This is a genomic window from Micromonospora sp. DSM 45708 (genome assembly GCF_039566955.1).
GTDB lineage: Bacteria > Actinomycetota > Actinomycetes > Mycobacteriales > Micromonosporaceae > Micromonospora.
Genome location: NZ_CP154796.1, coordinates 2,493,588 through 2,517,939, shown reverse-complemented (window position 1 = coordinate 2,517,939; position 24,352 = coordinate 2,493,588). Strand labels below are relative to the sequence as shown.

General features: G+C 75.9%; 23 protein-coding genes. 4 read left to right on the top strand and 19 right to left on the bottom strand.

All coding sequences use genetic code 11. The features are described 5' to 3' along the window. Nucleotides 1–6: 6 nt before the first annotated feature. From VKK44_RS11045 to VKK44_RS11020, 6 genes are all read right to left on the bottom strand, one after another. Entirely contained in the window at nt 7–2,106 is a 2,100-nt protein-coding gene (locus tag VKK44_RS11045) for an iron ABC transporter permease (RefSeq protein ID WP_343446818.1), read from the bottom strand. 7 nt (nt 2,107–2,113) lie between these two features. Continuing rightward, the gene (locus VKK44_RS11040) at nt 2,114–3,100 is read right to left on the bottom strand and encodes an ABC transporter substrate-binding protein (protein WP_343446817.1); all 987 of its coding nucleotides are present in this window, start codon (nt 3,098–3,100) and stop codon (nt 2,114–2,116) included. A gap of 28 nt (nt 3,101–3,128) precedes the next feature. Beyond that, nucleotides 3,129–3,938 (bottom strand): ABC transporter ATP-binding protein, encoded by an 810-nt coding sequence (locus tag VKK44_RS11035; protein WP_343447740.1) that lies wholly within the window; start codon nt 3,936–3,938, stop codon nt 3,129–3,131. 183 nt (nt 3,939–4,121) lie between these two features. Beyond that, nucleotides 4,122–4,469, bottom strand: a complete 348-nt coding sequence (locus VKK44_RS11030) for a hypothetical protein (protein ID WP_343446816.1) — start codon at nt 4,467–4,469, stop codon at nt 4,122–4,124. 62 nt (nt 4,470–4,531) lie between these two features. Next, nucleotides 4,532–4,834, bottom strand: a complete 303-nt coding sequence (locus VKK44_RS11025) for a hypothetical protein (RefSeq protein ID WP_343446815.1) — start codon at nt 4,832–4,834, stop codon at nt 4,532–4,534. 141 nt (nt 4,835–4,975) lie between these two features. Further along, a complete protein-coding gene (locus VKK44_RS11020) occupies nt 4,976–5,446 on the bottom strand; it encodes a hypothetical protein (RefSeq protein WP_343446814.1) in 471 nt (156 codons plus the stop codon). A 152-nt stretch (nt 5,447–5,598) separates the two neighbouring features. Between VKK44_RS11020 and VKK44_RS11015 the strand changes: the two genes are divergently transcribed. Beyond that, on the top strand, nt 5,599–6,756 hold the full coding sequence (locus VKK44_RS11015) for a serine hydrolase domain-containing protein (protein WP_343446813.1): 1,158 nt from the start codon (nt 5,599–5,601) through the stop codon (nt 6,754–6,756). Nucleotides 6,757–6,784: 28 nt separating this feature from the next. Here the strand turns inward: VKK44_RS11015 and VKK44_RS11010 are convergent, their stop codons facing one another. From VKK44_RS11010 to VKK44_RS10995, 4 genes are all read right to left on the bottom strand, one after another. Beyond that, nucleotides 6,785–7,447: a response regulator transcription factor gene (locus VKK44_RS11010; protein ID WP_343446812.1), complete on the bottom strand. Its 663-nt coding sequence runs from the start codon at nt 7,445–7,447 to the stop codon at nt 6,785–6,787. After that, on the bottom strand, nt 7,435–8,661 hold the full coding sequence (locus tag VKK44_RS11005) for a sensor histidine kinase (RefSeq protein ID WP_343446811.1): 1,227 nt from the start codon (nt 8,659–8,661) through the stop codon (nt 7,435–7,437). Before VKK44_RS11005 ends, VKK44_RS11010 begins: the two co-directional genes overlap by 13 nt. Nucleotides 8,662–8,745: 84 nt before the next feature. After that, the gene (locus VKK44_RS11000) at nt 8,746–9,420 is read right to left on the bottom strand and encodes an ABC transporter ATP-binding protein (RefSeq protein ID WP_343446810.1); all 675 of its coding nucleotides are present in this window, start codon (nt 9,418–9,420) and stop codon (nt 8,746–8,748) included. After that, entirely contained in the window at nt 9,417–10,424 is a 1,008-nt protein-coding gene (locus VKK44_RS10995; protein ID WP_343446809.1) for an ABC transporter permease, read from the bottom strand. The genes VKK44_RS11000 and VKK44_RS10995 overlap by 4 nt, the downstream gene beginning before the upstream one ends. Nucleotides 10,425–10,644: 220 nt before the next feature. Between VKK44_RS10995 and VKK44_RS10990 the strand changes: the two genes are divergently transcribed. Both VKK44_RS10990 and VKK44_RS10985 read left to right on the top strand, forming a co-directional pair. Next, nucleotides 10,645–11,847 carry a sensor histidine kinase gene (locus tag VKK44_RS10990; RefSeq protein ID WP_343446808.1) on the top strand — a complete coding sequence of 401 codons (1,203 nt, stop codon included), beginning with the start codon at nt 10,645–10,647 and terminating at the stop codon, nt 11,845–11,847. Then, complete coding sequence (locus tag VKK44_RS10985) at nt 11,844–12,479, top strand: response regulator transcription factor (RefSeq protein ID WP_343446807.1); 636 nt, start codon at nt 11,844–11,846, stop codon at nt 12,477–12,479. Before VKK44_RS10990 ends, VKK44_RS10985 begins: the two co-directional genes overlap by 4 nt. Before the next feature lie 39 nt (nt 12,480–12,518). Here the strand turns inward: VKK44_RS10985 and VKK44_RS10980 are convergent, their stop codons facing one another. From VKK44_RS10980 to VKK44_RS10955, 6 genes are all read right to left on the bottom strand, one after another. After that, complete coding sequence (locus VKK44_RS10980) at nt 12,519–13,346, bottom strand: ABC transporter permease subunit (RefSeq protein WP_343446806.1); 828 nt, start codon at nt 13,344–13,346, stop codon at nt 12,519–12,521. Beyond that, nucleotides 13,343–14,263 (bottom strand): ABC transporter ATP-binding protein, encoded by a 921-nt coding sequence (locus tag VKK44_RS10975; protein WP_343446805.1) that lies wholly within the window; start codon nt 14,261–14,263, stop codon nt 13,343–13,345. The genes VKK44_RS10980 and VKK44_RS10975 overlap by 4 nt, the downstream gene beginning before the upstream one ends. A 91-nt stretch (nt 14,264–14,354) precedes the next feature. After that, nucleotides 14,355–15,032, bottom strand: a complete 678-nt coding sequence (locus tag VKK44_RS10970) for a response regulator transcription factor (protein ID WP_343446803.1) — start codon at nt 15,030–15,032, stop codon at nt 14,355–14,357. Then, nucleotides 15,029–16,210: a sensor histidine kinase gene (locus tag VKK44_RS10965; RefSeq protein ID WP_343446802.1), complete on the bottom strand. Its 1,182-nt coding sequence runs from the start codon at nt 16,208–16,210 to the stop codon at nt 15,029–15,031. The genes VKK44_RS10970 and VKK44_RS10965 overlap by 4 nt, the downstream gene beginning before the upstream one ends. A gap of 83 nt (nt 16,211–16,293) precedes the next feature. Then, nucleotides 16,294–16,635 (bottom strand): DUF190 domain-containing protein, encoded by a 342-nt coding sequence (locus VKK44_RS10960; protein ID WP_343446801.1) that lies wholly within the window; start codon nt 16,633–16,635, stop codon nt 16,294–16,296. Continuing rightward, a complete protein-coding gene (locus VKK44_RS10955) occupies nt 16,632–20,867 on the bottom strand; it encodes a putative inorganic carbon transporter subunit DabA (RefSeq protein WP_343446800.1) in 4,236 nt (1,411 codons plus the stop codon). Before VKK44_RS10955 ends, VKK44_RS10960 begins: the two co-directional genes overlap by 4 nt. 92 nt (nt 20,868–20,959) lie before the next feature. On the opposite strand from VKK44_RS10955, the gene VKK44_RS10950 reads away from it, so the two are divergent. Beyond that, nucleotides 20,960–21,505 carry a carbonic anhydrase gene (locus tag VKK44_RS10950; RefSeq protein ID WP_343446799.1) on the top strand — a complete coding sequence of 182 codons (546 nt, stop codon included), beginning with the start codon at nt 20,960–20,962 and terminating at the stop codon, nt 21,503–21,505. Between the two features lie 40 nt (nt 21,506–21,545). Here VKK44_RS10950 and VKK44_RS10945 read toward each other — a convergent pair whose 3' ends face one another. From VKK44_RS10945 to VKK44_RS10935, 3 genes are read right to left on the bottom strand one after another with little or no spacing between them, the layout of a single operon-like run. Continuing rightward, a complete protein-coding gene (locus VKK44_RS10945) occupies nt 21,546–22,712 on the bottom strand; it encodes a M20/M25/M40 family metallo-hydrolase (protein WP_343446798.1) in 1,167 nt (388 codons plus the stop codon). Next, nucleotides 22,712–23,473, bottom strand: coding sequence for an amino acid ABC transporter ATP-binding protein (locus tag VKK44_RS10940; RefSeq protein ID WP_343446797.1), 762 nt, complete (start codon nt 23,471–23,473; stop codon nt 22,712–22,714). The genes VKK44_RS10945 and VKK44_RS10940 overlap by 1 nt, the downstream gene beginning before the upstream one ends. Continuing rightward, nucleotides 23,470–24,327: an amino acid ABC transporter permease gene (locus VKK44_RS10935; RefSeq protein WP_343446796.1), complete on the bottom strand. Its 858-nt coding sequence runs from the start codon at nt 24,325–24,327 to the stop codon at nt 23,470–23,472. Before VKK44_RS10935 ends, VKK44_RS10940 begins: the two co-directional genes overlap by 4 nt. Nucleotides 24,328–24,352: the final 25 nt, after the last annotated feature.

Genomic DNA, 24,352 nt, shown 5'->3' with positions numbered 1-24,352 from the left:
TCGGGCTCAGCTGACGCCGGCGGCGGCGCGGGAGCGCCACAGCAGCCAGACGAAATAGGGGGTGCCGATCAGCGCGGTGACCAGGCCGGCCGGGACCTGCGCCGGGGCGATGACGGTGCGACCGAGCGTGTCGGCGAGGCTGACCAGCGTGGCGCCGAGCAGCACCGCCACCGGCAGCACGCGGGTGTGCCGGCCACCGACCAGCGCCCGCGCGGCGTGCGGCGCGACCAGGCCGACGAAGCCGATCACGCCGACCGCCGACACGGCGGTGGCGGTGAGCAGCGCCGCCAGGCCGAGCGCGACCAACCGGGCGCGTTCCAGCCGGACGCCGAGCACCCGGGGCGTGTCGTCGTCGAGCGCCAGCAGGTCCAGCTCCCGGCGTACCGCGGCCACCACTCCGACGGCGACCAGCAGCGCCAGCGCCACCGGCAGCACCTGGGGCGCGGTACGCCCGTAGGTGGAGCCGGACAGCCAGGTCAGCGCCTTGCCGGTGTTCCACGGGTCGGAGGAGACCACGATGAACGTGATGACCGCGGCGCCGCCCTGCCAGACCGCGAAGCCGATCAGGACGAGCCGGTCGGAGTTCAGCCCGCGCCGGCGGGCCAGCCCGTAGACCAGCGCGAACGCGGCCACCGCGCCGAGGCCGGCCGCGCCGGAGAGCGCGAGCACGCCGGCCGCCGGGGCGAACGTCAGCAGCGCCACCGCGCCGATCCCCGCGCCGCCGGTGATGCCGAGGATGCCGGGCTCGGCGAGGGGGTTGCGGCAGACCGCCTGCACGGTGGTGCCGGCCAGCGCGAGCGCGGCGCCGGCCAGCAGCGCCGCCGCGACGCGCGGCCAGCGCGCGTCCAGCACGAAGGTGTACGCCGGCCCGGTGCGGCCCTGGACCCAGTTGACGATGTCGCCGAGCAGCACCCACGTGTCCCCGGCCAGCATGCCGGCCACCAGCGCCGTGGCGACGGCCACCGCGCAGACGGTGACGACGGCGCCGTGGACGGCGCGGGAGCGGACGGCGGCGTGGCCGGCGGGGGGCTGCCGGGTGGGTCCGGCGTCGCGGTGCCGGCGGGCCAGCCAGACCAGCAGGACCGCGCCGAACAGCGTAGTGACCACGCCGGTGGGCACCTCCACCCCGGCCTGCCCACCGAGCACGGCCCGCAGCAGCACGTCGGAGCCGAGCACGATGATCACGCCGACCATGCCGGCCAGCGGCATCAGCACCCGGTGCCGGTGCACCTCCGGCACCCACCGGCCGAGCAGCCGGACGATCACCGGCGCGCCCAGCCCGACGAAGCCGATCGGCCCGGCCAGCGTGACCGCGGCGGCGGAGAGCAGCACCGCGAGCAGCACCACGACGAGTCGGGTCCGGCGCACGTCGAGCCCGAGCACGGTGGCGGTGTCGTCGCCGAGGGCGAGCAGGTCCAGCCGGTGCCCGAGCGCGACGAGCAGCAGCGCGGCGATGACGATCACCGGGCCGAGCTGGGTGAACGCGACCAGGTCGCCCTGCACGAGCGAGCCGTTGCCCCAGGCGAACAGCCCGATGGTGGCCTGTTCGAACAGCAGCAGGAGCAGCATGGTGAGCGAGGCGAGCGCCATCGCGGTGGCCGAGCCGGCGAGGATCAGCCGGGTGGTCGCGGTCTGGCCGCCGGCGGACAGCAGCATCACCAGCGCGGCGGCGGCCAGCCCGCCGCAGAACGCCAGCCCACCGGCGGGCAGCGCCGGCAGCGCGATGCCGAACGCGGCGGTGGTCACGATCGCCAGGTGCGCGCCGGCGTTCACGGCGAGCGTGTCCGGCGAGGCGAGCGGGTTGCGGGTGGTGGACTGGAGCGCCGCGCCGGCGAACCCGAGCGCCACACCGACCGCCAGGCCGGTGAGCAGACGCGGCAGCCGGGAGGCGACCAGCACCCGGGCGGTCTCGTCGTCCGCGCCGGTGAGCAGCCGGAGCAGGTCGAGCGCGCCCACCGACGACGTGCCCTGGGTGAGGTGCACCGCGGTGATCGCCACGAGCAGCGCGGCGGCGAGGAGGAACGCGCCGGCGACCCGGCGGCGGGCGGGGGGCGACCCGACCGGGGCCGGCCGGGTGGCCGGCTCCGGTACGACGGTGGCGATCATCGCCGGCTCAGGCCGTGTAGACGGCGACGAGCTGGTCGACGTACTGCTTCGCGGACAGGGTCCCGCCGAACGTCCAGATGCCGTTCGGCATCTTGTGCAGCTTGTTCTGCTGCACGAACGGCAGGGAGCGCCAGATCGCGTTGCCGGCGAGGCCGTCGGCGAAGACGTCCTGACCGTCCGAGGCGTTGTAGAAGAAGTGCAGGTCCTGTCCCTTGAGGACGCTGAGCCCCTCGACGTCGGTCTGGCCCAGGCCCCACATCTCGTCGGTCTTGCCGGTCCAGGCGTTCTTGAGGCCGAGCTGGATGCCGAGCTGGGAGACGAGCGCGCCCTGACCGAACATGCGGATGGAGACCGTGCTGCCCTCCTTCCAGCCGTCGGCGAAGGCGAACTGCCGGCCCGCCGCGCCGGCGTCGGCGATCTTCTTCCGGCCGTCGGCGAGCGCGGCGTCGAATTCGGCGAGCAGCTTCTCGCCCTGCGCGGTGCGGCCGGTGGCGGTGGCGATCATGGTGAGGTCGGACCGCATCCGGGCGAGGTTGTCGGTGGCGTCACTGCCCTTGGTGACCAGCACCGGGACGTACTTCTCCAGTTGGGTGACGATCGCGGCGCCGCGCTCGGCCTCCATCACCACCAGGTCCGGCTGGAGCGCCACGACGGCGTCGACGCTCGGCTCGCCCCGGGTGCCGACGTCCTTGACGCCCGGGTCCAGCGGCGCGGCGGTGACCCAGGTGGCGTACCCCTTGGGGTCGGCCACGCCGACGGGCATCACGCCGAGGCCGACGAGCATCTCGACCTCGCCCCACTCCAGGCCGACCACCTTGGTGGCCGGGTTCTTCAGCGTGATCGCCTTGCCGCGGCTGTCGGTGACGGTGACCGGGCCGGTGGCGGCCGGGCCGGAGGTGGACGGGGCGGCGGCGGGCGCCTCGGTGGTGCCGCAGCCGGCGATCAGCAGCGCGGTCGCGGCGGCGGCCAGCAGGGTCAGACGGGTACGCAACATCGGTTTCTCTTCCGTGGCAGGAATGGGTTCAGCGGGCGGCACGGGTGGTGTGCCGGCCGACGGGACGGGTGGAGAGCAGGCCGGTGGCCGGGTCGGCGGTGACCTCGACGCGGATGCCGTACGCCTCGGTGAGCGCCGCCTCGGTGAACACCTCGCGTGGGGTCCCGGCGCCGCGCACCCGGCCGGAGTGCAGCAGCACCACGTGGTCGGCGACGGCGGCGGCCTGGTTGAGGTCGTGCAGCACCACGCCGACGGCCACGCCGGCGGTGTCGGCGAGGTCCCGCATCAGGTCGAGGATCTCCACCTGGTAGCGCAGGTCGAGGAAGGTGGTCGGCTCGTCCAGCAGCAGCACGGCGGTGTCCTGGGCCAGGCAGGTGGCCAGCCAGACCCGTTGGAGTTCACCGCCGGACAGCGCGTCGACCGGCCGGTCCGCCATGGCGTCCACGCCGGTCACCGCCATGGCCCGGTCGATCGCGGCCGGGCCGTCCGGGTCGCCGGCCCGCCACCGCTGCCGGTACGGGTGCCGGCCGTAGCCGACCACGTCCCGGACGGTGACGCCGCTCGGGGTGGGGCGGCTCTGCGCCAGCAGGGTGACCCGGCGGGCGAAGTCGCGCGCCGACAGCGCGCGGGCCGGGGTGCCGTCGGCGAGCACGATTTCGCCGTGCTGGAGCGGGTGCAGGCGGGCCAGCCCGCGCAGCAGCGTGGACTTGCCGCTGCCGTTGGGCCCGACCAGCGCGGTCACCGCCGCCGGCCGCAGCGTGATGGCCGCGTCGTGCACCACGGTGGTGCCGTGGTAGCCCAGGCGCAGCGCACTGCCCCGCAGGCCGTCGGCCCGCATCGTTCCGCTCGTCACGAAGGTTAGGCTAACCTAACCAGCGATCATGTTGTCAAGCCGGTCCCGGGCGCTCCCCCGTCGGGACGCACAAGATCTTGGTACGGGCATGTCTTCCGAGGGCGTGCCCGTACCAAGATCCGTGAGGTCCGCTCACGCGTCCGCCGGCACCGGCGGTCACGGGACGGGTCAGAGCGAGACGACCCGCCCGCCCAGCGTGACGACCAGACGACCGTCGGAGGCGAAGGACCAGCCGAGCGCGCCCGAGTAGGTGGCGCAGCGGGAACCGTTGGCGCCGGACCAGAACTGGTTCGAGCCGTCCACGTTGCCGACCGTCTTGTTGTTCGACCCGCTGCCGCTGCGGCAGGACGTGTTGGTGCGGAAGACCGAGGTGCCGGCGTCGAACGAGAAGTTGCGCTCGGTGTTGTCGATGCTCAGGTTGTTCGAGATCGTCATCGAGCCCGGGTTCCGGTTGTAGGTGAACCCGTGCTTGCCGTTGCGGTACGCGATGGTGCGCCGGACGGTGTGGTTGACCACGATGTCCTCGCCCCCGAGCTTGAAGCCGTTACGGTCGCCGTTGCCGTTCTGCGTGCCGTTGCTCAGCGTGCCGTTGTTGTAGGAGAGGAGTCCTCGATGGTCACCGGCCCGATCGCGCCGGTGTCGGTCTTCGTGTAGAGGTCCCAGCCGTCGTCGATGTTGTGGTGGGACACCGCGTACCGGAAGACGTTGCCGTTGCCGACGGTGAGCTTGGCGGCGAACCCGTCGGCGTCCTCGCCGTCGGAGTCGGCGTTGTCGTGCGACTCGACGCTGACCATGAGGTTGTTCGCCGGCCACTGGTCACGCGGCGTGCTGGAGGCGATGCGGGACAGTTGCAGGCCGCTGTCGCGGTTGAACCGGGTCACCGTGCGCTCGATGATGTTGTTGCTGCCGCCGACGAAGATGCCGTTGTCGGACGGTGCACGATCCGGCCTTATCCGTCCCCGACCGGTCCGGCGCTCCCTGCCCGACCCGGTCTGCCACCGGCCCGCGACGCTGGCCCGAAGCTACCTGCGCGCGGTGGCGTCGAGCGCCCCGACCGTCGAGCGCACCACGGCGCGGACCGCGCCGGCGACCAACAGGCCGAAGCCGGTCGCCATCACCGGCAGCCCGATCCCGAACGGCAGTTCCGCGATCCAGTTGATGCTGCCGCGCTCCCGCAGCTCGGCGAAGCTCGCCGCGACCACGGTCAGCGCGAACGTCCACGCGCCCACGGCCGCCGTCAAGGCGGTCAGCGCGGCGCCCGGGTACGCCCGCGCCCAGCCGCCGGCCACCAACGCCACCACCAGCCAACCCAGCGTCAACAGGGTCCAGCCGCCGCCGGTGCTCAACGACGCGTAGGCCCAGCCGGAGAAGGACCAGGAGTAGCCGTCCCCGGCGCGGAACCACGGGGTCAGATAGCCCACGGTGGCCACCAGCGCGCCGACCACGACCACGGCGTCCGGCGCGAACGATGGTCTGCTGTCCTGCGTCGTCACGCCGGCCACCGTAGCCGACGCCCGCCACCACCGGTGACGGCCACGGGTGGTGCCTGCGGTACCCCCGTCGGGCAGCAGGCGGGATGGAGCGCGGCACCCGGTTCGCCAAGGCTGGAAGCCGTAACGGAAGCCGTGCCGAAGAGGAGTTCCCGATGACCCGCCGAACCCGTCCGCTCGCCGCCGGCGCGCTGGCCGTGCTGACCGCCACCGCCCTGGGCGTGCCCGCCGCGTCCGCCGCACCCACCCGGACCGACCGGCCCGACGTGCTCCAGCAGCACCTCGACCGGCTGGTCGCGGACCAGCACTTCCCCGGCGCGCTGGCCTCCGTGCGCGGCGCCGACGGCCGGGTGCGCGACCGCACCGCCGGGGTCGGCGACCTGCGGACCGGTCGCGGCGTGCCCACCGACGGCCGGGTGCGCATCGGCAGCAACACCAAGACCTTCACCGCGGTGGTCGTCCTCCAACTCGTCGGCGAGGGCCGGATCGACCTGGACGCCACCGTCGAGCGCTACCTGCCCGGCCTGGTGCGGGGCCACGGCAACGACGGGCGGCGGATCACGGTACGCCAGTTGCTCCAGCAGACCAGCGGCCTGCCCGACTACGACGACGTGCTGTTCACCGCGCCGCAGGACCTGGTGGACCGCGCGCACGCGTACCTCGAACCGCGGCGGCTGGTGGACGCGGCGCTGACCCGGCCGCGGCGTCACGCCCCGGGCACGACGTGGGAGTACAGCAACACCAACTACGTCCTGGCCGGCCTGATCGTCGAGCGGGTCACCGAACGCCCGATCGGCGAGGAGATCACCCGGCGGATCATCGCGCCGCTGCGACTGCGCGACACCTCCTGGCCGGCGGCCGGGGACCAGCGCCTCACCGGCCGGCACCCGCAGGGCTACGTGGCGGTCGCGCCGGACGCGCCGTGGGTCGACGTGACCGAGATGGACCCGTCCCTGGGCTGGTCCGCCGGGCAGCTCATCTCGACACCGGGCGACCTGCGGACGTTCTTCGAGGCGTTGCTGGCCGGCCGGTTGCTCCGACCCGCGCAGCAGGCGGCCATGATGCGCACGGTCGACGCGCCCGGGTTCGAGCCCACCGGGGGCTGGGCGTACGGCCTGGGGATCGCCCGGCACGACCTGCCGTGCGGTGGCCACGCCTGGGGGCACGGCGGCGACATCCAGGGCTTCGAGACGCGCAACCTGGCCACCACGGACGGACGCGGCGCGGTGGTCGCGGTGACCGGGCTCCCGACGTCGCCGGAGATGCTCGAGGCGGTCACCGACAGCGTCGACGCGGCGCTCTGCGCCCGCTGACCCGGCACCGTCACGGCCGGCGCGTCGCTCAGGCGGCGCGCCGGCCGTCGTTGAGGTAGCGCAGCACGGCGGTGACCCGACGGTCCGCGCGGTCGTCCGGCGGAAGCTGGAGCTTCGCGAAGATGTTGCGGATGTGCTTGTGCACCGCGCCCTCGGTGACGAACAGCCGCTCGGCGATCGCGGTGTTGCCGAGGCCCTCCGCCATCAGCGCCAGCACCTCGTGCTCGCGCGGCGACAACTGCGCCAACGCGTCGTCGGCGCGACGGTTGCGGGCCAGCAGCTGCCCGACCACCTCCGGGTCGATGACGCTGCCGCCGGCCGCGACCCGGTGCAGCGCGCCCAGGAACTCCTCGACCCGCCCGACGCGTTCCTTGAGCAGGTACCCGAGGCCGGCGGCGCCGACCGAGAACAACTCGGTGGCGAACGTCTGCTCGACGTACGCGGACAGCACCAGCACCGCGAGGCCGGGCCGGCGGCGACGTGCCTCGACCGCGGCGACGATGCCCTCGTCGGTGTGGGTGGGCGGCATCCGCACGTCGACGATCGCCACGTCGGGCCCGTGCGCGTCCACCGCGGCCAGGAACCCGTCCGGGTCGCCGGCGGTGGCCACCACGTCCAGGTCCTCGGCCCGCAGCAGCAGCGCCAGCCCCTCGCGCAGCAGCGCATCGTCCTCGGCGATCACGATCCGCATGGCAGCTCCACGTGCATTGTCGTCGGTCCTCCCCGGGGACTGGTCAGCGTCATCCGGCCGTCGTACGCCTCGACCCGCCGCCGGATGCCGGTCAGGCCGGAGCCACGCGTCTCGTCCGCGTCGCCGTGTCCGTCGTCGGCGACGGTCACCAGCAGCCGGTCCCGCTCGCGGCGCACCGCGACGTCCACCGCGCCCGCGCCGCTGTGCCGGACCACGTTGGTCAGCGCCTCGGCCACCACGAAGTAGGCGGTGGCCTCGACCGCGACCGCGCACCGCACCGGGACGTCGACGGTGAGCCGGCACGGCACCGCGCACCCGCCGGCCAGGCCGGCCAGCGCGCCGACGAGCCCCCGGTCGTCCAGCACCGGCGGCAGGATGCCGCGCACCACCGTCCGCAGCTCGCCGAGCGCCTGCTCCGCCGCCTGCTGGGCCCGTTCGAGGATCTCGTCGGCCCGGGTCGGGTCCCGTCGGACGGCCCGCCGCGCGGCGCCCAGCAGCACGTTCACCGCGACCAGCCGGTTCTGGGTGCCGTCGTGCAGCGACCGTTCGATGCGGCGCAACTCCACCGCGTGCGCGTCCAGCGCGGCGGCCCGGGTGACGGTGAGCTCGGCGACCCGCAGCGACAGGTCGACCCCGGGCGGCGGGGCGAGCAACCAGCGGCCCGGCCGGGCCTGGGCGCGCGCCAGCGCCGGGCCGAACGCGACCGCGGCGATCAGCCACGCCACCCCGGCCAGCCCGACCAGGAGCGCGTCGGGCAGCCCGTCGATCCGCCACCAGAAGACCCCCGGCGCGCCGTCCTCGGGCCGCAACAGCCGGAACCACAGTGGAAAGGTGAGGTCCTGCGCGGCGTAGAGCGGCAGCGCGAGACCCAGCAGCCCGATGCCGAGGCCGAGCACCGCGTGCAGCCCCACCCAGCCCAACTCCCGCCGGACCACCGGGTCGCGCAGCGCCGCGCGCGGGTCGGCCGGGGACCGTCCGACCTCGGGGAGCGGACCGCCCCAGCGGGACAACCGGGCGCGTTCCCGGTCGGCCACCGAACGCACCGCGCGCAACGCGCCGGGGACCAGCAGCAGCCCGACGCCGACCAGGCAGGCGACGGCGACGGCGAGCACCCAGAGCAGCGCGCCCCACGCCAGCAGCGCGGTGCCCGACCCGCCGACGAGGTGCGCCCACGCGTCCACCGAGGCGCGGACCCGCCTGCGCACGTACCCCATCGGTCCCACCCCCGGCCGCCACGATAGGTCACGGCGGCGGCGGCCGGCAGCGCCGGCGGCGGGAAGTAGCGCCTGCTGTACCACTCAGGTCGCGTCGTGCAGGCGGCCGTCGCGCATCTCCACGGTCCGGCCGGCGGCGGCGAGGTGGTCGCGGTCGTGGGTGACCAGCACCGTGGCGGTGCCCCGCTCGCGGGTGAGCCGGCCGATCAGGTCGATGACGGCGGCGCCGCGCTCGTGGTCGAGCGCGCTGGTCGGCTCGTCGACAAGCAGGACGACCGGGTCGTTCATCAGGGCGCGGGCGATGTTGACCCGCTGACGCTGGCCGCCGGAGAGCTGGTGCGGGCGCCGACCGGCCTGGGCGGCGAGCCCGACCGCGTCGAGCATCTCCCGCGCCCGGTCCCGGGCCCCGGCCGGCGACCGGCCGGCGAGGGTGGCCATCACCTGGAGCTGCTCGGCGGCGGTCAGCGACGGCAGCAGGTTGGGCTGCTGGAAGACGATGCCGATCGCGCGCCGGCGCAGCGCGGCGAGCGCGCCGCGGCCCATCCCGGTGGTGGCGACGCCGTCGACGTGGACGGCGCCGGCGTCCGGGGTGACGAGCGTGGCGGCGACCGCGAGCAGGCTGGACTTGCCCGACCCGGACGGGCCGACCACGGCGGTCAGGTCGCCCTTCGCGACCGAGAGCGTCACGTGGTCGAGCGCGGTGAGCCGGGTCTCGCCGTCCGGGTAGGTGAGCGTGACGTCGGTCAGGTCCAGGCTCATCGGGCGCTCCCCAGCGCGGTGAGCGGGTCGACGGCGGTGATGCGGCGCACGGACAGGGCGGCGCCGAGCATGCCGAGGACGATCGTCACCGTGGCCGGGACGGCGACGGTGGCGGGCGTCAGCACGAACGGCACGTCCGAGCCGGAGACGAGCGCGCCGAGCGCGGCGGCCAGGGCGGTGCCGAGCGCGGTGCCGCCGACCAGCAGGACGCCGGCCTGCCCGAGCGCGTCGGTGAGCAGGGCGGCGGTGGAGGCGCCGAGGGCCTTCAGGACCGCGACGTCGCCGCTGCGCTGGATCGTCCACACCGTGAAGAAGGCGCCGATGACCAGGGCGGAGATCGCGAACAGGAAGCCGCGCATGAGCTGGAGCGAACCGTTCTCCGAGCGGTACGAGCCGATCGCGGCCAGCGAGTCGCCGGTGCGGACGGTCCGGGTGCCGGCGGCCCGGTCGGTGGCGGCCACGTCCACGCCGGCGTCGGTGCGCAGCGCGATCACGGTGGCGGTGCCCGCGTCGGCGTTGCCGGTCCGCCGCCACTGCTCGAGGCTGGTCCACACCACCGGGGTGTGACTGAAGGAGGCATCCCCGCGGACCGCCGCCACGGTCAGCTCCCGGCCGGCCACGGTGAGGCGGTCGCCGGCACGCAGGCCCAGGTCGGTGGCGGCCGGGGTGGACAGCACCACCGTGTGGTCGTCGAGGTCGCCGGGGGCGAGGCGGGAGCCGGCCCGGACGCCGAACACGGCGACGGCGGCGCTGCGGCCACCGGCGGTGACCCGGGTGGTGCCGACACCGAGCGGCTCGGCGGCGGTGACGCCGGGCGTGTCGGCCCAGCGCTGCCACTGCCGTTGGGTGACTGTCGAGTCGGCGTACGACGGCTGCGGGCCGCCGAAGGCGATCCGGTCGGCGGGCAGACCGGTGATCGCGGAGGTGTTCTGCCGGCCCAGTCCGGCGGTCAGCCCGGACAGCAGGCCGACCAGCAGGGTGATCAGCACGATGACGGTTCCCATCAGGGCGAAGCGCCCCTTGGCGAACCTGAGGTCTCTCCAGGCGACGAACACGGACGGCCCGTTCCTCTCGACGGCGGGGTGGGTCGCTTCCACGGTCGTCGCCGGGTGGTGGCTCGGGCATCCGGCGGCGGACGGCACTTCCCGGGCGGAACGGCGGTGGACCGGTTACAACTTTCGACAGATCCCCGCTGACCTGCGCCTCCTCTAGGCTGGGAGGGCCGTGACCGCCGTTCCCGCCCTGACCTCCACCGCCCGCGTACTGGCCTGGTGCCTGCACCTGCTGGCGGGGGTCCTCTTCGCGCTCGCCGGGCTCCGGGCCGTCGTCACCGGGCAGCCGCACGCGCCGGTGATCGCCGCGGTCGCGGCGGCGGGCCTGCTGACGTACGCGGCCGGGGCGTTCCTGCCCGGCGTCCGCCGCTCCCGACGGGCCGCCGCCTGGTGGCTGGCGGCGGTCGGCGTCGGGTGGCTGGCGCTGACCGTGCTGACCGTGGACGGGCTGTGGATCGCGTTCCCGCTCTACCTGCTGCAACTGCACCTGCTGCCCCGGCGTGCCGGGCCGGTCGCCGTCGCGGTGACCGCCGTGACGGCCGTCGTCGCCTTCGCCGCCCACCGCGGCGCGGTCAGCGTGGCCGGCACGGTCGGTCCGGTGCTCGGCGCCGCGGTCGCGGTGGCGGTGGTCCGGGGCTACCAGGCGCTCTACCGGGAGAGCGAGCGCCACCGGCGGCTGGTCGAGGAGCTGACCGCGACCCGCGCCGACCTGGCCCGGGCGCAGCACGAGGCCGGGGTGGCGGCGGAACGGGAGCGGCTGGCCGCCGAGATCCACGACACGCTGGCGCAGGGCCTGACCAGCATCCAGTTGCTGCTGCGCGCCGCCGGTCGGGTGCTGCCGGAGCGGCCGGACACCGCCGCCCGCCACGTCGAGCAGGCCCGGCAGGCGGCGGCGGACAATCTCGCCGAGGCCCGGCGCTTCGTCGCCGCGCTCACCCCACCGGCGTTGGACGACACCACACTGGCCGGCGCGTTGGAGCGTCTCTGCGCCACCACCGGCGCCCGGCACCGGCTCGCCGCCCGGTTCGCGGTCACCGGGGCCCCGGTCCCGCTGCCGACCGCGTACGAGGTCGCGCTGCTGCGCGTCGCCCAGGCGGCCCTGGCCAACACCGTGCGCCACGCCCGGGCCAGCACCGTCGAGGTGACGCTCGGCTACCGCGCCGACCGGGTGACCCTGGACGTGACCGACGACGGCGGCGGTTTCGACCCCGGGCGGCTGCCGGCTCCCGGGCCCGACGGCGGTGGGTTCGGCCTCGCCGCCATGCGGGCGCGGACCCGCGCGCTCGGCGGCGCCCTGACCGTGGCCGCCGCCCCCGGCCGGGGCGCCACCGTGTCGGCCCGGCTCCCCCGCACCCCGCCCGGCGGGCGTCCGTGACCGGCACCCCGGTCCGGCTGCTGATCGCCGACGACCACCCGGTCGTCCGGGCCGGGCTGCGGGCCGTGTTGGAGACCGAACCGGGCCTGGTCGTGGTGGCCGAGGCGGCCACCGCCGAGGAGGCGGTGGCCCGCGCCGCCGGCGGCGACGTCGACGTGGTGCTGATGGACCTGCGGTTCGGCGCCGGCCCGAGCGGGGTCGAGGCGACCGCCGCCATCACCGCCCGGCCGCACGCGCCCCGGGTGCTGATCGTCACCACCTACGACAGCGACGCGGACACGCTGCCCGCGATCGAGGCGGGCGCGACCGGCTACCTGCTCAAGGACGCCTCGCCGGACGAGCTGGCCGCCGCCGTGCGGGCCGCCGCCGCCGGCCGCACCGCGCTGGCCCCGGCCGTCGCGGACCGGCTGATGAACCGGCTGCGCACGCCGGACACGGCGCTGACCCGGCGGGAGACCGAGGTGCTCGGCCTGGTCGCGGACGGGCTGTCCAACCAGGCCGTCGGCCGACGCCTGCACCTGACCGAGGGCACCGTCAAGTCGCACCTGTCGCGCATCTACACCAAGCTGCGCGTCGACTCCCGCACCGCGGCGGTCGCCGCCGCCACCGACCTCGGCATCATCCGCCGCTGACCGGCCGCGGGGTTCCGCGGCCGGCCGGCGGCGCGGGGGTCAGGCGTCCCGGCGGCGCAGCACGACCAGGGCGGCGCCGAGCAGCGCGACCAGCCAGACCACGAGGACGGCCGCGCCGGCGCCCGGGGAGAGCAGGTCACCGCCCCCGCCCACGCTCATGACCGCCTGCCCGGCGTTGGACGGCAGGTACGGCGAGATCCGTCCCGACCAGCTCTCCGGCAGCAGCGACACCACTCCCGGCACGACCAGCAGCAGCGCGACCACGCTGGTCAGCGCGCCGGCGGTGGTGCGCAACAGCGAGCCGAGCGCCGCGCCGAGCACGCCGACTGCCGCGAGGTAGCCGGCCGTGCCGAGCACCGCGCGCGGCACGCCGTCGTCGGCGAGCGAGATGCCCTGGTCGCCCAGGATCGCCTGCCCGCCGAGGAAGGTGAGCAGCGTGGTCGGCACCAGCACGGCCAGCGTGACGCCGGCCAGCACGACGACCTTGCCGGCGAGCACCGGCCAGCGGGCCGGCACGGCGGCGAGGGACGTCCGGATCATGCCGGTGCCGTACTCGCCGGCGGCCAGCAGCACGCCGAGCGTGCCGACGAGCAGTTGGGCGAGGTTGACGCCGCCGAGGCTGGCGCCGAGCGGGTCGAGCGACGACGGCCCGCCGGGCGGCGCCGGGGTGCCCGGCTCGATCGTGGCGTCGGCCAGGAACGTCGAGAAGCCGAGCCCGAGCGCGGCGAACACCGCCACGGTCGCGGTCAGCATGATCAGCGACGAGCGCAGGGACCGGAACTTGATCCATTCGCTTCGGACCACCCGGGGGACGGTGATCCGGGCGTCGGTCGGGACGGTGGTGGCGGGTGGGGCCGCGGTGGTCATCGGTCCGCTCCTTCGGTGGCGCCGGCGTACTCGACGGCGTCACGGGTCATGGTCATGAACGCCTCTTCGAGCGACGCCTCGGTGGGGGTCAGCTCGTGCAGGGTGAGTCCGGCGGCGGCGGCCCGGTCGCCGATCGTCTCGGGGCGCAGCCCGCTGACGTCCAGCACGCCGGGCTCGCCGCCGGTGATGGTGACGTCCGGACCGGCCAGCAGGTCGCGCAGCGCCGTGGCCTGGGGCGAGCGCACCCGTACGGTGCCGTGGGAGGCCCGGCGGGTGAACTCGGCGAGCGACACGTCGGCGATCAGCCGGCCCCGGCCGACCACGATCAGATGCTCGGCGGTCTGGGCCATCTCGCTCATCAGGTGCGACGAGACGAAGACCGTCCGGCCCTCGGCGGCGAGGCCCTTGAGCAGGCCACGGATCCACCGGATGCCGTCCGGGTCGAGGCCGTTGACCGGCTCGTCGAGCATCACCACGGCCGGGTCGCCGAGCAGCGCGCCGGCGATGCCCAGCCGCTGGCCCATGCCCAGTGAGAAGCCGCCGGCCCGCCGGCCGGCCACCTCACGCAGCCCGACCAGGTCGATCACCTCGTCGACGCGGCGGCGGCCGATGCCGTGGGTGGCGGCCACGGCGAGCAGGTGGTTGCGGGCGGACCGGCCGGTGTGCACCGCCCTGGCCTCCAGCAGCGCACCGACCTGACGCAGCGGGTCCCGGTGCTCGGCGTAGCGGCGGCCGTTGACCCGCACGGTCCCGGAGCTCGGCGCGTCCAGGCCGAGGATCATGCGCATGGTGGTGGACTTGCCGGCGCCGTTGGGACCGAGGAAACCGGTCACCGCGCCGGGCCGCACGGTGAAGGTCAGGGCGTCGACGGCGAGCTTGTCGCCGTAGCGTTTGCTCAGGTCGTGGGCTTCGATCATGTGCTCAACCCTGGCCCGCGTACCCCGGCCGGCGCGTCGGCCGGACGCGGACACCTGCGCGTACCGCGACCGCGGTACGTCAGCGGTCCGGCTACCGCGCCGGCGGGTCGGCCCGGACCAGCCCGCTCTGGTAGGCGATCACCACCAGTTGGGCCCGGTCCCGGGCGTCGAGCTTGGTCATCGCGCGGTTGACGTGGGTCTTCGCGGTCAGCGGGGAGACCACCAGCCGCTGGGCGATCTGCTCGTTGCTCAGCCCGGCGGCGACCAGCGTGACCACCTCGCGTTCCCGCTCGGTGAGCGCCCGCAGCCGCTCCGGGGTGGCCCCGGGCCGCGGGTCGGGCTGGGCCAGGAACCGGGCGATCAGCCCTCGGGTGGCCTTCGGGGACAGCAGCGCCTCCCCGGCCGCGACGGTACGGATCGCGTCGAGCAGCTCGGCCGGTTCCACGCCCTTGCCGAGGAAGCCGCTGGCGCCGGCGCGCAGCGCCTCGAAGACGTACTCGTCGACCTCGAACGTGGTCAGGATCAGCACCCGTACGCCGGCCAGGTCCTCGTCGGCGGTGATCTCCCGGGTGGCGGCCAGGCCGTCGAGTTCGGGCATCCGGATGTCCATCAGCACCACGTCGGCGCGGGTGGCGCGGGCCCGCTCGACCGCCTCCCGCCCGGTGGCGGCCTCCCCCACCACGCACAGGTCCGGCGCGGAGTCGACGAGCGCGCGGAAGCCGGCGCGGATGAGGGTCTGGTCGTCGGCGAGCAGGACCCGGACGGTCATGCCACCTCCTGCGGGATCGGGGCGGGCAGTTCCGCGCGGACCCGGAAGCCGCCGGCGGGCCCGGCGCCGGCGTGGAACGCGCCGCCCACCGCCTCGGCCCGCTCCCGCATCCCGAGCAGGCCGAGACCGGTGCCGGGGTCACCCGGTCCGCTCGGGCCCGGCCCGTCGTCGCGGATCTCCACCACCACGCCGGTGGCGGTGTAGGCCACCCCCACCGTGACGGTCGCGCCGGGCGCGTGCCGGTGGGCGTTGGTCAGCGACTCCTGGACGATCCGGTAGGCCGCCACGTCGACCGCGCCCGGCAGCGGCCGGGGCCGGCCGGTCAGGGTCCAGCGCACCGGCTGCGCGGCGGCGAAACCGTCGACGAGGGCGTCGAGACGGCCCAGGCCGGGCGCCGGCTCGGTCGGCGCGTCCGGCTCACCGCGACGGAGCAGGCCGAGCAGGACGGCCAGCTCGTCCAGCACGGTGCGGGCCGCGGACCGGACGTGCCCGAGCGCCTCCTCGGCCGCGTCGGGCCGCTCCCGCAGCAGGTGCCCGGCCACCCCGGCCTGCACGTTGATCAACGCGATCTGGTGGGCCACCACGTCGTGCAGCTCCCGGGCGATCCGCAGCCGCTCCTCCACCACCCGGCGGCGGGCCTCCTCCTCGCGGGTCCGCTCGGCCCGCCGTGCCCGCTCCTCCAGCACCGCCACGTAGGCCCGCCGGCTGCGTACCGCGTCGCCGGCCGCCACCGCGACGCCGAACCAGAGCAGCAGCACCACGACCGCCGGGTCCAGCCAGCCCACCCCGAGCGCGACGACCGCGCCGCCGCCGAGCACCAGGCCGCTCGCCGCGCCGGCCGCCACCGCGGTCCGTCGGTCGGTCCGGGTCGCCACCGTGTACGCGGCCAGCGCCACGGTCAGCACGAACGGCCCTCGCGCCTGTTGCACCAGCAGCGCGGTCGCCGCCGCGGCGGTGACCAGGACGAGCACCGGTAACGGATGGCGGCGGCGCAGCACCAGCGCGCCGCAGCCGGCCAGCGCGAGCAGCACCGCGCCGACCGTCAGCGGGTCGCGCGGCGGGCCACCGGGCGGGTTCACCGGGAGCAGGCTGACCACGAAGAGCAGCGCGGCCAGCAGCGCATCGGTCACGGTCGGGTGTGCCCGGGCCATCCGACGCCACCGCGCGAGGCGTCCCATGCGGTCACCGTACGACACCGGTCGGGTGGGCGCCCCGACGGGACGGATCCCGTCGGGGCGCCCACCCCTGCGCGCCGCCGTGGTCACTCCGCCGCGCGGTCGGCGCCGAAGTACTCGGGCCGGCTGACCCAGGCGTCGCTGACGAACATCACGCCGGGCCGCTCGGCCAGGATGTCGCGCAGGCCGGTGACCACCGGCTCGGCCCGGCCGTGCGGGAGCACGGCGATGACCATGACGAGCCCGGCCCGGTCGTTGAAGAGCAGCCGGCCCTCGTGGGTGCCGTGGTGGCCGAAGCCGGAGACGCCGCTCAGGCTCGTCCAGCCGCTCACCCCGGAGGCGTGCAGCAGGGTGCGGACGGCGTCGGCGTCGTCGGCGCGCGTGACGACCTCCACCTTGACCATGCGGGTCAGTCCCAGTTCGTTCATGCCGTGTACTCCTTCTCCGCCGCGGGCGCCGGGTGGCGCGCGGGCGGCTCGGGGGCGAGGTGCGCGGCGGGCAGCGCCCGCCACGATCCGCCCGGCGCGGGCTCGGACCACTCGCCGGTGCGGGGGTCGACGACGGTCAGCGACAGCCACCCGCCGTCGACCAGGTGGCGCAGCCCGGGGTTGCGGCCCAGCACCGCGTCGACCAGGTGGTGCGGGGCGCGGATCACGGCGAGCAGCCGCAGCGGCTCGTGCGCCGGTCGGGTGCCGTCGGCGACCGACTGGAGCGGGAGGCCGACGCGCAGGTCACCGCCGGAGCCGGAGAGGACGCCGAGCGCGTCGCCGAGGACGGTGTGCACGGTCTTGGTGCCCGCGCCGAGCCGCTGCGGATCCACCGTGGAGAAGTAGTACTGGAGGTTGATCCAGGCGGCCACCACCAGCGGACCGGTCATGATCGTCTCCAGCGCCGCCGCGTCCCGGTCGGCGGCGCAGTCGTAGGAGTGCAGGAACGTCCGGCAGCCGAGGTCGACCCCGGCGGTCAGCTCGCGGGGCGCGGCGATGAACGCGGCGTTGCCGGCCAGCGCCCACTCCGGGCGGACCTGCGCCCAGTCGCCGGCGCGCCGGGGCAGGCGGCGCGGACGCGGCCGGCCGGGCAGCCGCGCGGCCCGCTCCACCCGCAACCGCGCGCCCGCCTCGGCCAGCCGGCCGGACAGCTCCCCGACCGCCGGTCGCAGCCCGGCGGGGACCGTGTCCACGTCGAACAGGCGCACCTCGTCGGTGACGGTGTCGTGCTCGCCGGCCAGCACGTGCGTGCCGTCGGGCAGGTGGATGCCCCGGTCGGCCAGGGCGGCGCGCACCTCGGGCCGGTTGAGCACCCCGGCGACGAGCCGCGCGCTCACCCCGCCCCGGTTGCCGCCGCAGGCGCCGCAGTCCAGCGCGGCGGCGTACGGGTTGTTGGCGCTGGTGGCGCCGTGCCCGCAGAGCAGCACCAGCGGCGCGAAACCGGTGGTGAGCCCGATCGTGCGCAGCGTCGCCTCGGCGTAGTAGACCTGTTCGTCGAGCGTCATCGCGGCGGCCAGGTCGACGGCGGTCGGTGCGGTGTGGTCGTGGACCGGCGCGAACCGGCCCGGCGCGGCGGCGCGCACGAGCAGGGCGGCGGTGGCGAGCACGCCGGCGACCTCGACGAAGGCGAACGCGCCGACCGGGTTCGCCTTGGCGGCGGCGTAGGCGCGACGCCAGGCCTGGCGCGAGCGCCGGACCCGCACCGCGTGGCCGGCCCGCGCCGACGCCGGTGACTCCTCGACCGTGGCCACCGGTCGCATGAGGACCGGGCAGCGGTCGCGTCCCCGCCGGGCGCCGGCGGTCACGGTACGCACCGGCAGGCCGAAGAAGCCGGCGAAGCCGTACGTGTCGACCGGTCCGGTCGCCTCCAGGTGCCGACGCAGGCCCTCGCTGCGTACGTCGATGCAGAACACCGCCTGGGCGAGCACCGGCGGGCCGGCGGCCGGCCGGCGCTCGCCCCGGTCCAGCCGGTGGCGCAGTCGGCGCCGGTACGCGTGCTCCGCGGCGGCGAGCCACACCTCGGCCTGCCGCGACGGTGTGAGCTGGCACGCGACGTCCCGCAGCACGGCCACGGTCTCGCCGGGCAGGCACGCCAGCGCGGCGACGTCGACGTCGAGCGCGCCGGCCAGCCGGGCGAGGGCCTCCGGCGTGATCCCGGCCGACCTCGGCAGCGTGGTGGGTGTCGCGGCGGCTACCGCGTCCAGCACCGGGGGCAGTTCCAGGTGGCGCTGGGCGGCGGCGCCGGCGAGCGCGTACTCGTAGGTGAGGCGTACGGCGAGCAGGTCCAGCGGGCTCAGTGCCGGCCCCGGTCCCCGGTGGGCCTGCGCCCAGCGGGCGTGCCCGGCCCACCCGGGCAGCCGGAGCAGGGACCGGGAGAGGTAGGTGGACCAGGCCACGGGTGGCACCCCGACCGCGCGCAGGAGCACCGCGACGGCCTGCTCGGGCGCGGGGGGCAACGCGTCGACGAGGGCCGCGAGGCCGGTGACGCCCCACCGGGCCAGTGCCGGGTCGGCGCCGGCCATCCGCCGCCAGCGCGCCCAGCAGCCCTCGTCCGCCGGGCCGGGCACCGGCCAGAGCGCCGCCGGGCGTCCGCTGTGCGCCGCGCACCAGGCGGCGACCAGGTCGTCGACGTCGGCGGCGATCCGGGTGCCCAGCGCCCGGTCGAGCGTTTCGGCAAGGGTGCGCGGTCCGGCCTCGTGCGGGAGGCGGGGTCGGGGTCGCGCGGGCAGGTCGGCGAGCCGGCGGCGGGCCACCGCGAGCAGGTCGGCCGGCGGCGGCGGCCCGTCGTGCACCGGGTGGCCCAGCACGGTGAGCTGGAGGTCGGTGACGTCGATCCGCCGGTGACCGACCACCACCGACCCGGCACGCGGTGGCGGGGGGAGCACGGCGGTGAGGTCGGCCGGCGTGATCCGGCCGGCGCGCAGTCGCCGGCGGTACTCGGCGGCCGGCAGGTGGGTCCGCGCGTCGGCGAGGCCCCGCAGCTCGGCGGTGGCCCGGGCGAACGGCACGCGTTCCCGGCCGGAGAGGGGGTTCACCGCGACGAAGGAGTCCAGGGGTCCGACCGCGCCGACGTGGTCGGCGGCGGCGGTCGCGGCGGCGACGACCCGGGCGCCGTCCGAACGGTCGAGCAGGCCGGGACGCGGCGTCGTCAGCGCCGCGGGGGTCGGCCCTCCGGGTGGGGCCGACCGACGGGCCCGCGGGTTCGCGCCGCCGTCGTGCCAGGCCCACCACCACAGCGTGGCGCTCGGCCGACGCCGCAGGACGACCCCGGCGACGGCCACCACGGCGAGCACGGACGCCACGGCGCCGACGCCGAGCAGGCTCGTCCCGGTCGGCAGCGCCAGCCAGCGGCTGACGGCCCGCCCGGCGACGAGGTGTCCGCCGGCCAGCGCCGCCACCGCGACGGTGAGGGTGAGGGCGGTCCGGGCCGGCAACGCGCGGTCGGCGAGGCCGGACCACACGGCGGCGAGCGCGGCGGCGGCGACCAGCGCGGCGCCGAGGGCGCCGCTGACGGTCGCGCCGAGCAGCAGCTCGGTGGCCAGCACGGCGACGACCACCGTCGCCGCGGCCAGGACGCGGGACCGGGTGGGCGGCGGGCCCGCCGGCCGTGGCGCGCCCGCGGCACGGGCCTGCGCCTGGAGCGTGCCGCCGGCGGAGAGGAACGCGTACGCCTTGTAGACGGCGTGCCCGACCAGGTGCACGGCGGCCAGCCCGAACGCGCCGAGCCCGCACTGGGCGAGCATGAACCCCATCTGCGCCACGGTGGACCGGGCGAGGGTGCCCTTGACGTCGGTGCGCACCGCCGCGAACAGCAGCCCCGAGACGGCGGTGACGAGGCCGACGAGCACCATCGCCGGCATCATCCCGGGCGCGGCGGTCACCACCGGCGCCAACGTGATCATGAGGAACCCGGCCACGTTGACCATTCCGGCGTGCAGGAACGCCGAGACCGGGGTCGGCGCGTCCAGCGTGGACGGCAGCCAGCGGTGTGCCGGCACCTGCGCGGACCGCACCGCGCCGGCCACCAGCAGCAGCGCGCCGGCGACGGCCAGCAGCCATCCGGGCCGGTCGCCGGCCTCGGCGCGTACCGCGTCCAGGTCGGCGTCGCCGGTCGGCGTGACCAGCAGCGCGAGGCCGGCGACCAGCGCGGCGTCGCCGACGAGGAACAGTCGTCGGGTCCGGCGTGCGGCGGCCCGTACCCGGGGCTGGTCGCGGTAGTGGCCGATGAGGCCGATCAGCAGGTGCCCGGCCGCGATCCAGCCGACGGCCAGCTGCACCAGGCTGGGGGCGGTCGCCATCACCAGCGTCGCGGTGGTGGCCGCCGCCACCCGCGCCTGGAGCGCGCGGGCCCCCGGCTCGCCGTCAAGGTAGCGGCGCGCGTAGCCGGCGACGACCGCGGCCAGCCCACAGACGAGCAGTACGAACAGCGCGCCGAACCGGTCGACGCGGACGCCGACGGAGAACGCCGGCCCGAACGTGTCGACGCGGATGAGCACGCCTGGTAGGGCCGGGTCGGTCGCCACCCGGACCAGCAGCGCGGTGGCCGCCACCGCGCCGAGACCGAGCAACGCGCCGACCAGCCGGGCTGCCCGGCGTGGGTCGGGCACCGCCAGCGCGCCGAGCACCGCTGACGCGGGTCCGATCAGGACTCCCAGGACCAGTGCGACGTCCATCGCCACCTCCTTCAGACAAGCGCACTCTATTACACGATTTCTAATTCGTGTATCGTGAGACGCATGACAGCGGCTCGTCACGAGGAGCAGTGATGGACATGACCGGATCCCCGCCGCGGGGGTGGCCCCTCAGCCCGAGCTTCGCCCTCGCCCGGCTGCGCGCGGGACACCACCGTTTCCGGGTGGGGGCGGCGCCCACGCCGTCCACCCCGGCCGGAGCCCCGGTGGCGGCGGTCCTCTCCTGCGCCGATCCGCAGCCGGAAGCGGCGACGGTGTTCGGCGGCGCCGACGTGTTCGCGGTGCGCGCCGCCGGCCTGAGCGCCGGGCCCTCGGTGCGGGGCAGCCTGGAGTACGCGGTCGGCCACCTCGGCGTACCCCTGGTGGTGGTGCTCGGCCACACCGCCTGCTCGCTGCCGCACGGCAGCGGACCCGAGCGGGTGCGCGCCACCCTCGCCGCGCTGCGCCGGCACTCCCCCCTGCTCGATCAGGCGGTGCGGTCGGGCCGCTGCGGCCTGCACGGCATGATCTGGCACGACGCGGAGCGGACCCTCGTCGAGGTGCGCCCCGGCGCCCCGCCACCGGCCCGACGCCTCGGCCGCCTACGGCCACCGAACCGGGCGCAGGCCCGGCTGCCCTGAGCGGGGTCGGGACCGCCCGGGGGCCGGGCCGGCAGCCGCGCTACGCCCGCGACCGGCCGAGCGCGTCGATCAGGCCCGCCAGCAACGCCACCCGCGGGACGACCGAGTCGAGGTCGAGCCACTCCCCCGGGCTGTGATCGGCGCCGCCGACCGGGCCGAGCCCGTCGAGCACCGTCGCGCCGGCCTCGGCCAACAGGTTGGCGTCGGCGCAGCCGCCGGTCGCGGTGTGCGACACCGGCACGCCGAGCCCGGCACCCACCTTCGCGGCCAGCTCGGCCAGCCGACGCCCGGCCGGGTCCGGCTCCCACGGCGGGGTGGGCGCCTGCACGGTCAGCTCGGCGTGCACCCCGGACACGACCGGCGCGGCGACCAGCCGGCGGATCTCGGCGAGCGCGGCCTCGTACTCGCCGGTGCGCCAGGCGCGCAGGTCGACAAGCATCCGGGCCCGGTCGGCGACCACGTTGGGCCGGCCGCCGGCCTCCAACGCGCCGACGTTCACCGTCACCCCGGGCCACCGGCCGTTGAGCTGGTCCAGCGCCACGGTCAGCCGGGCGGCGGCGAGCAGCGCGTTGGCGCCCCGCTCCGGTTCGATGCCGGCGTGCGCGGCCCGCCCGCGCAGCGTCACCGCGAGGTCGGCGACGCCCTTGCGGGCGGAGACCAGGTCGCCGTTGTCGCGGGCACACTCCAGGCAGAGCGCCACGTCGGCCTCGGCCCCGAGGGTACGCAGCAACGGCCGGCTGCCCACCGACCCGATCTCCTCGTCCGGCGTGCAGACCAGCACCAGTTCGCCGTAGTCGTGCCGGTCCAGCGAAGCGAGCACCTCGACGGCGGCGAGTCCGGCGAGCACGCCGCCCTTGTCGTCGCTGACCCCCGGCCCGTACGCCCGGCCGTCCTGCACCCGGAACGGGCGGGCGGCGGCCGTGCCGGGCGGGAACACGGTGTCCAGGTGACCGGCGAGCAGGATCCGGCGGGTACCGGCGCCCCGGCGGCGGGCGGTCAGCACGTCGCCGAGCGGCCGGCCGGCCGGGTCGGCGACCGGTTCCCGCTCCACGGCCAGCCCGGCGGCGAGGCACCAGCCCTGCACCAGGTCGGCGACCTCCCGCAGACCGTCGACCTGGCCGGAGCCGGAGTCGAGCGCGACCAGTCGGGCGAGCCGGTCGTGGTAGGCGGTCAGCCGGTCACCGGCGGCGCGCAGCAACGGGTCCATCAGAGCACCTTGTCGAGGAAGGCGCGGGTGCGCTCGTGGCGGGGCCGGCCGAGCACCTCGTCCGGCGGGCCGGCCTCGACCACCACGCCGTCGTCGAGGAACGCGACCTGGTCGGCGACCTCGCGGGCGAAGCCCATCTCGTGGGTCACCACCACCATGGTCATGCCGTCGGCGGCGAGGCCCTTCATCACGTCGAGCACCTCGCCGACCAGCTCCGGGTCGAGCGCGGAGGTGGGCTCGTCGAAGAGCATCAGTTTCGGGCGCATGGCCAGCGCCCGGGCGATCGCCACCCGCTGCTGCTGGCCGCCGGAGAGCTGACCCGGGTAGTGGTGCGCGCGCTCGGCCAGCCCGACGCGGTCGAGCAGCCGCATCGCCTCCTCGCGGGCCCGCCCGCGCGGGGTGCGCAGCACCCGCACCGGCGCCTCGGTGACGTTGCCGAGCGCGGTGAGGTGCGGGAACAGGTTGAACCGCTGGAACACCATGCCGATGTCGCGGCGGCGCACGGCCACCTCGCGGGCCTTCAACTCGTGCAGCTTGTCGCCCTGGCGGCGGTAGCCGACCAGCTCGCCGTCGACCCGGAGCTGCCCGCCGTCGATGCGCTCCAGGTGGTTGACGCAGCGCAGGAACGTCGACTTGCCGGAGCCGGAGGGGCCGAGCAGGCAGGCCACCTCGCCGGGGGCCACGGTCAGGTCGATGCCCTTGAGCACCTCGACCGGGCCGAACCGCTTGGTCACGCCCTCGGCCAGGACCATCGCCGTCATCGCACGCCTCCCCGGGCGAAGCCGCGGCCGAACCGCCGCTCGACCAGCCACTGGCCGGCGGAGAGGAGGCTGACCAGGGCGAGGTACCAGATCGCCGCCACCAGGAGCAGCGGGATCACCTTGTAGTTGTTCTGGTAGACGCTCTGCACGGCGGTCATCAGGTCCCGTCCGGCGATGATCGACACGAGCGCCGTCGACTTGAGCATGGTGATGGTCTCGTTGCCCATCGGCGGGATGATCACGCGCATGGCCTGGGGCAGCACCACCCGGCGCAGGGTGAGCGTGGGTCCCATGCCGAGCGCGGCGGCGGCCTCGGTCTGCCCGTCGTCGACGGCCAGGATGCCGCCGCGGATCACCTCGGCCGCGTACGCCATCTCGTTGAGCGACAGCGCGAGCACGGCGGCGACGGTGCCGGTGACCACCACGCTGGTGGGGCGGTCGAACAGGACGGTGCCGGTGAACGGCACGGTGAGCGTGATCCGGGGGAACAGCGCGCCGAGGAACCCGAAGAAGATGATCTGCACGAGCAGCGGGGTGCCGCGGAAGACCCAGATGAACGTCCAGGAGACGCCGCGCAGCACCGGGTTGTCGGAGAGCCGCAGCACGGCGAGCAGGACGCCGCCGGCGGTGCCGAGCAGCATGGCGAGCAGCGTGAGCCAGAGCGTGGTGACCACGCCGTCGAGCACGTAGTCCTGGAACAGGTAGTGGGCCACGGTGCCGGGTTCGAGGTTGGGGCTGGTCAGCAGCGCCCGCAGGAACAGCGCGGCCAGCCCGGCCACGACCAGCGCGGTCAGCCAGCGGCCGTAGTGGCGGACGGGGACGACCCGTACCGTCGGGGGTTCGGTGGTGGTCATCGTGGGAGTGCCTCCGGCAGGGGTG